The organism is Bradyrhizobium sp. WYCCWR 12699, assembly GCF_032144035.1.
Lineage (GTDB): Bacteria > Pseudomonadota > Alphaproteobacteria > Rhizobiales > Xanthobacteraceae > Bradyrhizobium.
On record NZ_JAVTJN010000030.1, the window covers coordinates 414,696 to 429,771 of the forward strand.

General features: G+C 64.9%; 9 protein-coding genes. 5 read left to right on the forward strand and 4 right to left on the reverse strand.

Annotated features, from left to right (window positions below):
• Window positions 1-70: 70 nt before the first annotated feature.
• Window positions 71-1,582: a glycosyltransferase family 2 protein gene (locus RPS27_RS12780; RefSeq protein WP_212065004.1), complete on the reverse strand. Its 1,512-nt coding sequence runs from the start codon at window positions 1,580-1,582 to the stop codon at window positions 71-73.
• Window positions 1,583-1,634: 52 nt separating this feature from the next.
• A complete protein-coding gene (locus tag RPS27_RS12785) occupies window positions 1,635-2,405 on the reverse strand; it encodes a multiprotein-bridging factor 1 family protein (RefSeq protein WP_194404983.1) in 771 nt (256 codons plus the stop codon).
• A 187-nt stretch (window positions 2,406-2,592) separates the two neighbouring features.
• Between RPS27_RS12785 and RPS27_RS12790 the strand changes: the two genes are divergently transcribed.
• The 3 genes from RPS27_RS12790 (at window position 2,593) to RPS27_RS12800 (ending at window position 6,736) form a co-directional block, all read left to right on the forward strand.
• On the forward strand, window positions 2,593-4,854 hold the full coding sequence (locus tag RPS27_RS12790; RefSeq protein WP_212065003.1) for a marine proteobacterial sortase target protein: 2,262 nt from the start codon (window positions 2,593-2,595) through the stop codon (window positions 4,852-4,854).
• A 179-nt stretch (window positions 4,855-5,033) separates the two neighbouring features.
• The gene (locus RPS27_RS12795; protein ID WP_211415455.1) at window positions 5,034-5,603 is read left to right on the forward strand and encodes a class GN sortase; all 570 of its coding nucleotides are present in this window, start codon (window positions 5,034-5,036) and stop codon (window positions 5,601-5,603) included.
• Window positions 5,604-5,743: 140 nt separating this feature from the next.
• The gene (locus RPS27_RS12800) at window positions 5,744-6,736 is read left to right on the forward strand and encodes a glycosyltransferase (protein WP_212065001.1); all 993 of its coding nucleotides are present in this window, start codon (window positions 5,744-5,746) and stop codon (window positions 6,734-6,736) included.
• 11 nt (window positions 6,737-6,747) lie between these two features.
• On the opposite strand, the gene RPS27_RS12805 is transcribed toward RPS27_RS12800, so the two are convergent.
• Entirely contained in the window at window positions 6,748-8,397 is a 1,650-nt protein-coding gene (locus RPS27_RS12805) for a glycosyltransferase (protein WP_313754061.1), read from the reverse strand.
• A gap of 210 nt (window positions 8,398-8,607) precedes the next feature.
• Here RPS27_RS12805 and RPS27_RS12810 point away from each other — a divergent pair, with 210 nt between their 5' ends.
• Window positions 8,608-10,827 (forward strand): acetate--CoA ligase family protein, encoded by a 2,220-nt coding sequence (locus tag RPS27_RS12810; protein ID WP_212064999.1) that lies wholly within the window; start codon window positions 8,608-8,610, stop codon window positions 10,825-10,827.
• Window positions 10,828-10,973: 146 nt separating this feature from the next.
• Window positions 10,974-11,804: an MlaD family protein gene (locus RPS27_RS12815; protein ID WP_211415452.1), complete on the forward strand. Its 831-nt coding sequence runs from the start codon at window positions 10,974-10,976 to the stop codon at window positions 11,802-11,804.
• Window positions 11,805-11,808: 4 nt separating this feature from the next.
• On the opposite strand, the gene RPS27_RS12820 is transcribed toward RPS27_RS12815, so the two are convergent.
• A complete protein-coding gene (locus RPS27_RS12820; RefSeq protein WP_212064998.1) occupies window positions 11,809-14,946 on the reverse strand; it encodes an autotransporter domain-containing protein in 3,138 nt (1,045 codons plus the stop codon).
• Window positions 14,947-15,076: the final 130 nt, after the last annotated feature.

Genomic DNA, 15,076 nt, shown 5'->3' on the forward strand with positions numbered 1-15,076 from the left:
GCCGCGCCGCAAGATACCGAATGGCGGCTGCGAGGCCGCCATTCTTCTTGCCAGCGGACCGACAAATCCTTCATCCCGTCGCGACGGCCGCAGGAAAGGGATTTGCATCGCCCGGCTCGCGCTTCCGTTCCAAGTCGATCGACATCACGGCCAGACCGAGATGACGCGCATCGCCACTGCCACTGAATGGCGGGCATATCCACGCAAGGATCGCCGTGCCGGATGACGGCAGATCGAGCTCCAGCGTGTAGCTGTCACGACCGATCACGATCGCGGCCGGGTCGACGCGCGCGCCATCGAGATAGAAATACGCGCCGATCCTCTCCAGCGCGGCACGGAGAGCGGGACTTCGAATGCAGACCGTGTTGCGGCCGGGACGTCCGTTGATGCGAACGGCAGCCTGCGGCTCGCTCCAACGGAAGGTGTGACCAGCCGACACCTCCACCTCGTGGAAACCCGTTTGTGCAATGACATGTTCGCCAAGCGGACCGGCAGTGGGAATGGGAACCTGTCTGAGGCGATGAATGCAGTCGAGCCTCTGAAGCCGGATCAGCGAGGCGATGTACCGCCTCAGCCATCGCTCGATCGCGTTGCTCGCCCCGACGATCGTCAAGAGGGACAGCACGGCGCGCGCTCCTGATGCCGCCAGCCGCGCGGAGACGCGCGCGGGAAGATCGCCGAGCAGCGCCGGCGCCACCCAGCGACGGAAGGCGCGCAGCTTCTCATCGGGCCGCTTCCAGCCTCGGCCCGCAAGGCTGTAACGCAAGAGCGCATTCAATGCGTGGCGGGCGAGCGAAGCATCGCGTTTGTCCCGCTCGCTCCACTCGACCGGCACGTCGAGCAGCTCGCTGCCGGGATCGCGGCGCGCCTCGCCGAGATAGCGGATCTCGCCCTGCACGAAATCGAGCGTGAACGTCTTCAGCTCGCCGATCTCCCCGATGTAATAATGATGGAAGCGCGCCTCTTCCAGATAACCAATGGCATAGCCTCGCGCGTGATACGCCGCAGCCAGCACCCATTCGGCGAAGTGGCCGAGCTCCTCGCGCAGGCCGCCGCATTCCCAATAGACGTCACGCCGCGTCACGAAGCACTGATCGAGCACCTTGCGCCAGGGATGCTGCTTCATGCCGAACTCGATGTCGGCCTGGTACATCGCAGCCTCTGCCACCGACAACCGGTTGTGGCAGATCGGGACCGAATGGCAGGAAAAGCCGGCCCAGTCGGGATGCGCCTCGATGGCGCGGATGCATAGCTCGATCACGTTGGACTCTGGCCAGCAGTGCGATTCGGTGAAGAACAGATAGCGGCCGCGGGCTTTGGTGGCGCCGAATGCGCACAGCCCGATGTCGTGTTCGGACTCGGTGAACTCGATACGAGCCTTGTCGGCGGCCAGCGCCTCCAACTCCTCTCGCGTCTTGAAATCCGGCGGCACGACCAGGATGATTTCGTAGAGCGATTTGTCCGCGGTCTGCGAGGTCCAGCCGAGCCAGGACTGCTCCCATTGCCCGCGGTGATATTCGAGCGGGATGATGATGGAGAACAGCGGAGTTCCGCCGTCGTTTCGCGCGGGCGCGTCCTGCATGGCAGATCCTTATAGACACATGCGAAGCCGCAGCAGGACTATTTCTCGCGGACTATAGCGTCAAAAACAGCGCAAAGGATTCATCAACCGTGCGGCGCAGATGCTTTCGATACAAGGCATGGTTGGCATCATCGGGCGCAACCCGCCCCAGGGACGGCTGGGGGATGTTCCTGAGGGGCACGTAGGCGATCGGCGCCGCGATCGGTGTGAGCTGCGAACCCGGGCCTGCACGCAGCGTCGAGATGATGCCGTACATCTCGCCGGCGACCGTCGGCCGCGACACCGTGATCACGCGATGCTGGCCGTGCTTGATGATGACGAGGTAGATAAAGCCGGACTGATGGGGAACGGCGACCTCACCGGTATGCTCGTAAGCGGCATCGGTCCGATCGCCCTCGCGGAAGACCAGTGACGAGACCTTCGGCTCCCAGACGATCTCGGTGCGGTAGGCGAAAATCGCATCCTTGTCGCCGAAGGACGGCCGCAACGTGATGTAGACGTCCTCGAGCCAGGTCACGGCGCGATGCGCGTAGGAGCCGAGACTGTCGGGAGCGACATCGCTGGCGGGCTGAGGCGCCAGCACGACGGGATTTTTGCGCAAGGAGACGCCCAGCGCCTGCTCCAGCCGGACCGTCGTCGCCAGCGTGAACGGCCGCCGCCCGCCGAGCACCTTCTCCAGCGTCGACAGGCTGAGCTTGGCCTGCTCGGCCAGCGTCTGCCGGGAGATCCGGCGCCTGGCGAGCTCCTCGCGAATGGTCTCGGCGATCTCGCGGCTCTGCTCGTCCGAAAGCTGCCTGTCGGTCAGTTTGTCCTGCATCTGCATCGTGGGCCCCGCTTCCAGCACAGCCATTCTAGCAGGCCGGACAAACCAGCACAAAACCGCACATGGCCCCCTCGGGCACGGTGCGCCCGGCCGGGCGTGGCGGAACATTGCCGATCATTCTGCTCGCGACATCGGCCCCTCCCGGCGAATGCTCGGAGCCAGCAAACGTCCTTTTGGGAGCAGGTCAATGGACACCTACGACGCAGCCGACAACGAAGAGCACCCCCTGTTGAAGGGGCTGATCAAGCTCGGATTGTTTCTTCTCGCGCAGGGCATCGCGGTGATGCTGATGGCGTTCGTAGCGCTGCTCGTCAGCTTCGGGACGAGCTGGTCGGCAACGACCGAGCAGGCCAGCCTGCTCCAGCCCGGCGAGGCCAGGTCCGGAAGCCTGCTCCTGAAGGACGACGGCGCTTACACCGAGGCGATCCGCCTCGGCATCGACGTCGATATCACCGTTTCCGGCCCGACCTTGCGCGCCCGGATCACTCAGGTTTTCCGTAACCCGACCCAGGATTGGGTCGAGGCAACCTATGTCTACCCGCTCGCGACCGGCGGCGCCGTCGATACGCTGAAGATGGTGGTCGGCGATCGCATCATCGTGGGAGACATCAAGGAGCGGCAGCAGGCACGCGTGATCTACGAAGAGGCGCGCCGCGCCGGTCAGAGGGCCGCCCTCACCGAGCAGGAACGGCCGAACATCTTCACCAATTCGGTTGCCAATATCGGCCCCGGCGAAACCGTGCTGGTGCAGATCGAGTATCAGGAGCCTGTCCAGCAAACCGGCAACGAATATTCGCTCCGCCTGCCGCTGGTGGTCGGCCCCCGCTACAATCCGGCGCCGATCGTCCAGAGCGTCGACTTCCGCAAGGACGGGTCGGGTTGGGGCGCGGCGACGTCGGACCCGGTCGCAGACCGTGACCGCATCTCACCGCCTGTGCTGGACCCCGCCAAGTCTGCGCCGGTCAATCCGACCAGCATCACGGTGCGCCTGAAAGCCGGCTTTGCGCTTGGCGAGGTCACGAGCCACCACCATAAGGTCACGATCGAGAGCCCGGACAGCACGACGCGCGTCGTCACGCTCGCCGACGGCGTCGTCCCAGCCGACCGCGACTTCGAGCTGACCTGGAAGCCTGCCGCCGAGAAGGCGCCGTCGGTCGGCTTGTTCCGCGAACATGTCGGCGATGCCGATTATTTGCTTGCCTTCGTCACCCCGCCCCGCGCCGAGCAGACGACGCAAAAGCCGCTGCCGCGTGAGGTCGTGTTCGTGATCGACAATTCGGGGTCGATGGGCGGCACGTCGATCGTCCAAGCCAAGGCAAGCCTCACTTACGCGCTCTCCCGTCTTCAGCCGGCCGATCGCTTCAACGTCATTCGCTTCGACGACACCATGGACATGCTGTTTCCCGCGTCCGTGCCGGCGGATGCTGCGCATGTCGGCGAGGCGACCTCGTTCGTGAGCGCTTTGCAGGCGCGCGGCGGCACCGAGATGGTGCCGGCGATGCGCGCCGCGCTGGCCGACAAGCTCGGCGACACCGGCTTGGTCCGGCAGGTCGTATTCCTGACCGACGGCGCAATCGGCAACGAGCAGCAATTGTTCGAAACGATCACGGCGATGCGCGGCCGCTCGCGTGTCTTCATGGTCGGCATCGGGTCGGCGCCAAACACCTATCTGATGACCCGCGCCGCCGAGCTCGGCCGTGGGGCCTTCACCCATATCGGTTCCGTCGAGCAGGTCGAGGAGCGCATGCGCGGCTTGTTCGCCAAGCTCGAAAACCCGGCCGTGACCGGCCTCACCGCAAAATTCTCCGAGGCCACGGCCGACGTTACCCCGGCGATCATCCCCGACGTCTATCGCGACGAGCCGCTGGTGCTGGCGGCTAAGCTCGACAAGCTCGCAGGCTCGCTCGAGATCAGGGGACGCGTCGGCGACCGTCCGTGGTCGGTGACGCTGCCGCTGCAGAATGCCGCCGAAGGCAAGGGCCTGTCGAAACTCTGGGCCAAGCGCAAGATAGGCGACGCCGAAGTGGCACGCGCCATGCGGGAGCTCGCGCCTGAGGCGGCCGACAAGGCGATCCTGACGCTGGCGCTCGACCATCAGATCGTCACGCGCCTGACCAGCCTTGTCGCCGTCGACAAGACGCCGAGCCGCCCCGAAGGCGCGTCGCTCAAGCTCAGCGAATTGCCGATCAACCTGCCGGCCGGCTGGGATTTCGAGAAGCTGTTTGGCGAACGGACGCAGATCCCGCCGCAGCTGCGTGAACGCCACGCCGATGCGAGCACACCACCCGCCACACGGCGCGCGACGCCTGCAGCGCCCGATGCGATCCGTCTGCCCAAGACGGCAACCTCGGCCGAGCTGAAGATGATCGGAGGCTTCGTCCTGATCGTGATCGCCTTGTTGCTGTTCGTGTTCAACCGGCGTCGGCTCTTGCTCACCAACGCCGCTTGAGAGAGGAGCACCCCGACTCCTCTGTTAGCGCGCGCGGTCGCCCGTCCCGTACCCAACGGCCGCGCGCGCCTTTTTCTCAACGTCATTGCGAGGAGCGAAGCGACGAAGCAATCCAGGCTGCCGCTCAGGAGACAGCCCGGATTGCTTCGCGTCGCTCGCAATGACGGAAGGGAAACACAATGCCCCGCCTGCTATCTCCTCTGGTTCTCGCCCTGATCGGCCTCATCCTGTTCGGTGACGGCGCCTACATCCATGCCAAGGCTTGGCTCGCGCAAGTGCTGCTGGAGCGCGCCTTCGACAGAAGCCTTGCGACCGGCGAAATGATAAAGCCGTGGTCATGGGCCGACACCTGGCCGGTGGCCCGGATCGAGGTGAAGCGGATCGGCGCCAGCGCAATCGTGCTGGAAGGTGTCAGCGGCCAGGCACTTGCTTTCGGACCAGGCCATATCCCCCAAACGGCTGACGCCGGAGAACGCGGAGTTGCCGTATACGCCGCACATCGTGACACACATTTCCGCTTCTTGCGGAACGTTGCCATCGGAGACGTCATTGAGATCACCCGCCGCGATGGCAAGCAGTACCGCTACCGGGCGGATCATGCGGATGTTGTCCGTTCCGACGCGCCGGGCATCGATCCTTCAACGCAGAGTAGAGAGCTCGCGCTTGCAACCTGCTGGCCGTTCGACGCCGTCACATCCGGCCCGGAGCGCTATGTCCTGCATGCCACCTTGATCGAAACGGGTGAATAGCCGTTCGCAATCGGGTCCGTCCAGGGTCGATCGAACCTCCCAAATCACGCCGGACAGGCCCGGACTTCTGGCGCCACCGCCCGGAGCGCTGTAAGATTGGCCCATTGATTTTGTACGTTGCGATTTCTGAAAGAGCGATAATGGACGACGAGTTCAGGCAGCGCCTCGAACAGCGATTGGAGCAGCTCGAAAATCGCGTCGCGCTCCTGGAAAGGAATCAGGATCTCATCGCCGCCGGGCAGAGACGGTCCTCGCTCCGGAGCCTGTGGCGGCGGCCGCCGATCTGGACCTTCGAGCAATATCCGCCGCGCCTGCTCAATCTGACGTCTTTTCCGCCAGCGCCATCGATTCCCGAGAATGCACCGCGGATCGCGATGGTCACGCCGAGCTACAACCAGGCGCAATATCTCGGCGCCACGATCGAGAGCATCGTCGGTCAGAACTACCCGAACCTGTATTATCACGTTCAGGACGGCGCCTCGATCGACAGCACGACGGATCTCCTGAAGCGTTGCGGCGCGAGCATCAGCTGGAAGAGCGAACCTGACAACGGACAGTCGAACGCCATCAATCTCGGCTTCGCCGGCGTCGACAGCGAGATCATGGCTTATCTCAACAGCGACGACATGCTGCTGCCCGGGACGCTCGCCTATGTCGCCAATTATTTCACGTCGCACCCGCATGTCGACGTCGTCTACGGCCATCGCGTCTTCGTCGATCGCGAGGGGCTCGAGGTCGGCCGCGCCGTGCTGCCGCCCCATGACGGACGCGCGCTGCAATATGCCGACTACATCCCGCAGGAGACGATGTTCTGGCGCAGGCGCGTGTGGGACAGGATCGGGCCGCTCGATGAGAGCTTCCACTATGCGATGGATTGGGACTTCATCCTGCGGGCACAGGCCGCGGGATTCAAGTTCGTGCGGCTGCCGCGATTTCTCGCCTGCTTCCGAATCCATGACGCCCAGAAGACGGCATCAACCTATGCGATCGGCGTCCGGGAGATGGGCATCTTGCGGCGGCGCGTTCTCGGCTTCGATCCGACACAGATGCAGATCCGCCGCGCCATCGCACCCTATCTCACGCGGCAGCTCGCCTTCCACTACGCCCACAAGCTGAGCCTGCTGAGGTACTGAGCCCGCGGCGATCAGCGCCCTCCTGACGCACCGACATCATCGTCGAGCCAGATCCGCTCGAGGCCGATGCCGAGCGGTCGCGCGTCGGAGCTCAATCCGAGATCGGCGGGCGAGCGGGGATCGGAGAGCGACAGGCTGATGGTCAGCGTCCCGTCGGCGGCAATCGCGGCGGGATCGAGCATCAACCTGCGCTGGCCCGCGAAGGCCTCTTTCGAAAACGTCAATTGCTGCTGCACGCCGTTGCCGACGCGGCAAACCGCGTGCAGTTGTGGATTTCCGTCGGAGACGAACGCCCGGCACGCCAGCACGAGCGCGACCGGTCGTGACGGAATGGGGTGGACGGCGAACCGGAGCACGCAATTCCTGGCGACGGACCAGGTGCCCCATTGCTCCGGCTCGCTCCATCCCTCGATCAACGCAGCGACGCCGGCACCACCACGCGCGAATTCGAGCTGCTCGGCGCCGAGGACGGGCGCGGACACCGGGGCCTCCAGCGCAGCCGGATCGAACGGCTCCTGATCCGGAACGAATTGCGCGATCACGCGCACGGCATCCGCGATTGAATTGAGCCCGAGCACGGAACCGTCCAGTTCGTAAACCACATGGTTCTGTCCGGTGACGCGGACACGCTGGCCGGGTGGTGGCGGCCGATCCGCAAGGCGGGCGGGGATGACGATGTCAGCGACGTCGAATCCGTGCGTGCGGGCGAGTTCGCCGATGGTCCGCACGGTCCTGTCATACAAGGGCGGGCGGCTATTGATGTCGGTCGCGAGCGCCTGTGCCAGCGCCTTGAAGTCGAGCCGCACGTCGTCGTCATCCGCCAGCAGCAGACGTTTGAGGACGAGCATGTCCCTGGCGATGAAGAGCTGGAGCGCGTTGAGATCGGGGAGCTCCGGATCGCCGTCAACGGGTCCGAAATCGCGCGCCCCTCGCGGCGTTTCGAGCAGGTCGGTGGTCTCGAAGAACAGCGCGTGGCCGGTGCTGTGCTGCGAAAATCCGGCCATGCTCAGCGGCCGCGACAGCCGGACGAAACTGTCCGTCAGCGCAGCGTTGGCGATGCCGGACGCCACATCCGGCGAAAGGCCGATGAAGTAGCGGCCTCCGAGTGCACGCATCCGATCGATGACGCTGCGGCGGACGAAGGAATTGTAGATCATCGGCAGATGCGCATAGTGCGCCTGGAAGCCGAAGACGCGCGCCAGCTCGGCGCGCGACGAGACGCGCTTTACCGACGAGGTCAGGTCGATCTCGGCCAGCAACCGGTTGCGGAACGCCGGGTGGTAATAGCCCGGCCAGTAGTAGCTGTAGGCGCTCCAGCTCAGGAGATCGATATGTCGGCTGGAGAGCATGTCCGATGCCGTGGCACATGCATAGGGCATCAGCCCGTCGTCATCACCGAGGAAGGTGATGTACTCGCCCGAGGCACGGCCGAGCGCCGCCTCCCAATTGTCAGTCATGGTCAGCACGGTGTCGCTGGCAAAATATTTGAAGCGCTCGTCCTGGAGGTCTGCAACCATCTTCGCGATAGCGGGGTTGCCGCCATTGTTCTGCACGATGAACTCGCAATCTGCTTGCGCAGGCTGGCACGCCATGGTCGCGAGCGCGTGGCGAAGCGTGTCGGGACGATCGAGCGTCGGTATCACGATGGACAGCAGCGGCATGATCACCAATGAGAGAATGAGCGCTACGATTGCGTAGCATCTTGCCTGGTCGTTCGCACTTTCGCCAAAAGTCTCGTGATGCTAGCCTCATCGACAAGTCTTGTCGTCAAGGCTTGCCATTCCGCCTCGCGGCATGGAGCCCGTCGCGATCAGGCTGGAGACCGGCGCACGACAGCGCATTGCAACAAGAACAAGAGGCGAGGAACGCGCATGGAAGCTCAAGTGCCGGCTGCATCGGTGTCACAACGCCCATGGTCTCCATCGCCCGACGCCGGAGACATCGTCAAGGGCATCCACGCCATGCTGCACCCGCTCAACATCGTGCTGGTGGGCGCAACCGACAAGCCTGGCAATTACGCCGAACGCATCTGGAATAACCTGGTCAAGTACGGCTACGAGGGCGGCCTCTATCCGGTCAACGCCAAGCGCGAAACCATCTGGGGGGTCCCCTGCTTCAAGGACTTTGCGAGCCTCCCTGAAAAGCCCGATCACGTTCTGGTGCTGGTGCCGGCGCGCTTTGCCGTGCAGGTGATCCGCGACGCCGCAGCGGCCGGCGCGCGGTCGGCCACCATCGTCACCTCCGGCTTCAGCGAGTTGCAGGACGAGGAAAGCCAGAAGCTCGCCGCCGAATTGCAGGCGGCCGTGCGCGAGACAGGACTTGCGGTCACGGGCCCGAATTGCCTCGGCAATCTCAGCGCCGGCGAGAAGCTCTTCACCAATATCGACGACCGTGTCGTGACCATGGAACAGGGTGCGGTGGCCATCGCCGGGCAGTCCGGCGCCATCGTCATGGCGATCCGTCAGGCGCTGGAAGATCGGGGTGTCGGTGTCGGCTATATGGTAACGACCGGCAACGAGGCCGGGCTCGAGACGCCGGACCTGATGCGCTATTTCGCCGAGGATCCGAGCATCAAGGTGATCGTCGTCTACCTCGAGGGCGTTCGCAACACCAAGGCGTTCCGCGATGCCTGCAAGGCGGCACGCGCCGCAAGCAAGCCCGTGATCGCGCTCAAGCTCGGCGCCTCGGAGGGCGGCCGTGCTGCGGCGATGGCACACACCGGCGCGCTCGCGGGCTCGATCGAGACGTTCGACGCCGTTGCGACGCGCGAAGGGGTGATCCGGGTCGGCGGGCTCGACGAGCTGATCGAGACCACCGAATGCTTCGTTCACGCGGCGGTGCCCAAAGGCAACCGCCTCGCCGCCGTTACGCTGTCGGGCGGCAAGCGCGGAATGCTGCTCGATGCCTTCTACAAGGAAGGCCTGAACTTCGCGCCGCTCAGCCCGCATGTCGGCTCCGAACTGGCCAAAATGCTCGGACCGGGCTCGATCGTCGGCAATCCGCTCGATGCCGGCTTTGCCGCGGTGGTCGATCCCTCCGTTTACATGAAGTCGATCAAGCTGATGATCGACGACCCCGATATCGACATCGTCATCGTCGATGCCGAGCTGCCTAAGGCGCCGCATGAGCTGCGCGAACGCAATTTGCGCATCGTCGACGAGATGGCGCGCGAGGGCGGCAAGCCGGTGATCTACATCAGCGCGATGTCCATCGGCTTCACCGAGTTCACCAAAACCTTGCGCAAATCGCTGCCGCATCTCGCGGTGATGCAGGGCATGGACCGGGCGGTGACCGCGATCAAGTCGCTGCTCGACTACGCCAAGCTGCGCAAGGAGGTGCCCGATATCGTCTCGAGCTCGAAGCCTGCCGCGCGCGCCGTGCTGGAGAAGGCGCTCAAATCGGCGAGCGGCGCCGCGCTCGACGAGGTCGCCTCGAAGAAGCTCCTGAAGGCCTATGGCATCCCGATCTCGAAGGAGGCGATCGCTCAGACGGCGGCGGAGGCGGTGAAGATCGCCAAGCAGATCGGCTTTCCGGTCGTAGCAAAAGTCGTCAGCGCGGAGATCCTGCACAAATCCGACATCGGCGGCGTGGTGTTGAACCTGAACAGCCCGACCGAGGTGAAGAAGGCGTTCGCCGACGTCACGGCACGGGTCGCGAAGCTGAAGGGCAAACCCAGGCTCGACGGCATCCTGATCGCGCAGCAGGTCAAGGCCGAGCTCGAGCTCGTGGTCGGCGCCTCGCTGGATGCCGAGATGGGGCCTGTCGTGCTGTTCGGCACCGGCGGCATCGACATCGAGCTGATGAAGGACGTTGCGCTCGCCGGCGCGCCCTTGGACGAGGCCGAGGCCCGGCTCCTGATCGGCCGGACCAAGGCAGGTATCAAGATGCGCGGCTATCGCGGCAAGCCGGCCCTGCACGAACCCTCCGCGGTGAAGGCGCTGGTCGGTTTGTCCAATTTGATCGCGGATGCCGGCGACCGGATCGCATCGATCGACATCAACCCGTTCCTGATCAACGCCAAGACGGGCGTCGCCGTCGATGCCCTGATCGTGCTCAACAACGCCGCGGCAAAGCGCGCGGCAGGACATTGAGGCGCCGTAGGGCGGATTAGCGCCAGCGTAATCCGCCAGCTTGCACGGCTAGAGGCGAGAACGGCGGGTTACGCTTCGCTAACCCGCCCTACGTAACATCGCGGCCTCCTTCCAACTTCCCTGCTTTGGCCGTAAAACCTTCCCGTATGGCACGTGCGAGCAATCTGGTGATCGGAACGGCGACGCTGGCGGTGATCGCCGTGGCGTTCGGCGGCGTGCTCGGCGTGCAGAAATGGCGCACCATCCAGAGCCGCAGCCAGCTGCGCGTGGTGTTCGAGGGCGGATCCGCCAGCGGCCTGCGCCGCGGCGGGCCGGTCAATTTCGACGGTGTCCCGGCAGGCCAGATCCTGTCGATCAAGCTGGATAGCCCGCGCAGGATCGTGGCCCTCGTGATGCTCGACAACACCGCGCCGATCCGCAAGGACACCGTGGCTGGCATCGAGTTCCAGGGCCTCACCGGCGTCGCCGCGATCTCCCTGATCGGAGGCGCGCCCTCCGCGCCACCGGTGCCGCTGGACTCGGACGGCGTCCCCGTCCTGACCGCCGATCTCAGCGACGCAGAATCCATCGTCGAGACCCTCCATAGCGTCGACCGCACGATCGTCAGCAATGCTCCCGCCATCAAGGAAGGCCTGCGCACGTTCGAAGATTACACCGCCGATCTCCGCAGCAAGGGCAGCGAGATCGATTCCGTCATGGCCAAGGTCGACAGCGCCTTCGCGGGCTTCGACAAGGCGGTCACGAAGATCGAGGGCGTGGTGCCCGGCTTCGTCGACGGCAAGGCCGACGAGCTGTTCGAGAAGATCAAGGGACTGCACGAGCTTGCCAACACCATGAAGAAGAAGTCGGCCGGCTATCTCGAGGACATCCGCCGCTCGCTGCTCGACGTCAGCGAAGCCGCCAACAAGATGAGCGGGATATCGACGCCCGCCGCGGCCCCGCGCCCACCGCGCAAGCCCGAGCAGAAGAAGCGGTAGATCCCTACCAAGCGTAGCGGACGACGCCCTTGCCGGCGTAGGAGCGGGAGACGTTCGAGAACTCGCCCTCGAAGGTCGCCGACGCAGACCAGCCGTTCATCCAGTTCATCTGCACCGCCGCCGTGGTCAGCGCGGAATCGCGCGCCTGGGCGGCACCGTTCACGACGAATGCCGATCCCGGCAACGTTTGGAAGACCGCGCCGACGCTGCGCTCCGGATTGTAGTCATGCGCCCAGGCGACGCGGCCGCGCAGGGTCATCAGGCCGCCGGCTGCGGCGAATGACTTGTCCGCGCGCAGGCCGAGCTCGGTGCGGGTGCTGGTCACGTCCTTGGCGGCATAGTTCAGCGCGAAGACATTGCTGCCGACCACAGCGAACTCCGAGTAGCTCGGAAGGCTGAACATGGTGGCCTGGACCGCCGCATAGGGCGTGAGGCCGATCCACTGCGAGGCATGGCGATAGCCGCCCTCGATACGGCCCGACAGCGCGTTGGCGTTGAACTGCGCACGCAACTGATCGACGCCGGCAGCGGTGACGATGCGGTTTGTCGTGACGTCCTGCCAGCCGTAGGCCAGCGCGGCCGTGACATAGGCAGGCCCCGCCGTGTGACGAACGAAGGCGCCGGCCTGGAACAGGTCGGAGCGGCCCCAGCCGAGCCCGTTGACGTTGAAGCCGGTGCCGCCGCCCGCAAGCGCAAACCCGGCGATCGTCGACGGCGAGAAGCGGTAATCGAGGCCGACGGCGGTGCCATAGACGCTGCTGCTGGTGGTGTTGGAGCCGAGGCCGGCGTTGCCGTCGGTGGCCTGCGACCCGCCATAGCCGGCCGCCCACACGTCCCAGCGCTGCTCGAACGTCGCAACCGGTGCTTTGCGGTAGATCGAGGCGAAGGCATCGCGCGTGGTCTTGTCGCGAGCGTTCCTGCCAGTTGCGGCATAGGAATTCGCGCTTGCGTCGTCCGCATACGGAGTCGCGCCGGGTGCACCGCCGCGCCCCGTGCCGAACACGTCCGTCAGCAGACTGATGAACAGGTTCATCGCGTTGAAGGTCGTCTGCTGCGAGCCGGTGCCCGATTCGCCGGAAGCCTGTGTGAGGCCGGCCGGCGAGAGATTGGCGAGCGCCACGGGAAGGCTGCCGCCGCTGTTGAAATAGTTCGTCAGCACATTGGCGACGTTCTGTTGATTGATGTTGAGGCCGCCGCCATAGCCGAGCGCGAGATCAAGGTCGACATTGTTGAGGCCATAGCCCAGCGTCGCATGCAGGTTCGGCGATAGCCCCGCGACCACGGGATTGAACGAATCGGGCAGCGTCCCCGCGCTGAGGATCGTGTAGTGCTTCGCGATCGAGCCGGTCGGAACCACGACGACGGTAGCGCCGCCAAGCGTCGCCGTTCCGGTCACGACCGCAAGGCCGTTGCTCGCGCCCGAGACCTGCACCATGTAGCTCGACGCGCTCGTGAACGAGAGGTCGCCGGACACGGTGAGCGTCCCGGTCGGATTGCCTGGCGCCAGCGTGCCGCCATTCACGGTGATCGTGCTGACCGTGCCGACGCCACCGAAGGTACCGCCGGTGGCGACGGACACGGTGCCGTTGATGGTGCCGGCGAGCATCAGCGTGCCGCCGAGCACGTTCCAGTCCTGATTGCCGGTGCCGGTCACGGTCCAGGTCGAGCTGTCGACCTTGTTGAAGGTCGAGAACCCGTCATACTGGAGGCCAACGCCGATCAGGTCGAGATTGAACGTATCCTTGCCGGTGCCGCCGAGCTGGAAGGTGTCGGTTCCGGATGCCAGAACCTGGCCGTTGATGACGCTGCCGGGGCCGAGGGTGAGCGTGTTGCTGCCGCATCCGCAGAAATCGATCGCGATGGCACCGGACGCGCCGGCATCGATGGTGCCGGAGTTGAAGACGCTACCGCCGCCACTCAGCATGATACCCGTGCCGTTGGCGCCGACGGTGATGGTGCCGGTGTTGACGATCTGGTTGGTCGTGCTGAACGAGCTGACGTCGATGCCGACGCCGGTGTCGCCGACGGTGATCTTGCCCGTGTTGGTGACGATGTTGGAATCGCCGACAACGAAGATGCCTTCGACAAAGTCGGCGCCCGTGATCTGCCCGCTGTTGGTTATCGTTGAGGACGAGCCGGTATAGGCGATGGCCACCCCGCCCAGCCCGACATTGATCGCGCCGCTTTGGTTGATCGTGGCCCGGTCACCCTGCAACGAAATGCCGGCCGTCCCGCTGCCCCCGACCGTGATCGTGCCGCCGTTGGTGACTTTCGAGTCGTCGCCCAGCACGGCGATGCCGACGCCAAAATCTCCGGCCGTGATCGTGCCGAGATTGCTGACAGTCTGGAAGTCGCCTTGCAGGAAGATGCCGGCGGCGTTCTGCCCGACCGTGATCGTGCCGGTGGCGGTGTTGGTGATCGTGTTGTTGTCACTGATCGCCAGAATGCCGCCGGAGAATCCGGCGGAATCGCCGACCGTGATCGCGCCGGCATTGGTGATGATTGCACTGCCGAACGCAAAGATGCCGCTTGCACCGTCGCCGCCCGTGATCGTGCCGGTCGCAGAGTTGGTGATCGTGTTGTTCTGGCCGGCGAAGACGCCCGCACCTGACCCGCCGACCGACAGCGCACCGCTGTTGGTGACGGTGTTGCTGTCACCGACCGAGATCGCGGCGCCGCTGTCGCCCGTCGTGATCGTTCCGGCATTGGTGATGACGTTGTGATCGATCGCCTGGATGCCGAGTCCGTTGTCGAGCACCGTGATGGTGCTGTTGTTGATCACGGTGTTGGAATTTCCAACGGCAATGCCGGTGAGGCCCGAGCCTGCCGACACGGTGCCGTTGTTGGTGACGGTGCTGGAATCGTTGACGCCGATCGAGACCGCGCCGTTGTCGTTCACCGCTGCGCCTGAGAGCACGTTGACATTGAGAGCATCGACGCCGGCCCCGGCCTGAAAGCCGTCGGTATCGGTGCCGCTACAGGTGACGGTCTGGCCGCTGGTGGCCGGATCTGGTGTGCAAGTCGCCTTCGCCGGCGATGCGCACAGGCTGAATCCCAAAATGAACGCAGGTGCGCCGACGAGCAACGCGGCACCGCGCCGGCGCAGTCGATCCTGCCGCCTCGATAGCCCCTCGCCCCTCACGTTACGCCCTCGCTTCCCCGCCAGTTCCGCGGGAACTTAGGCCATGAGAAGGCTCCGTAGAACTACGGCGTCATCGGAATGCGTCCGTTTGACCCACAACCGAGGCAGAATCCGGCGGTCATGTTGCAAC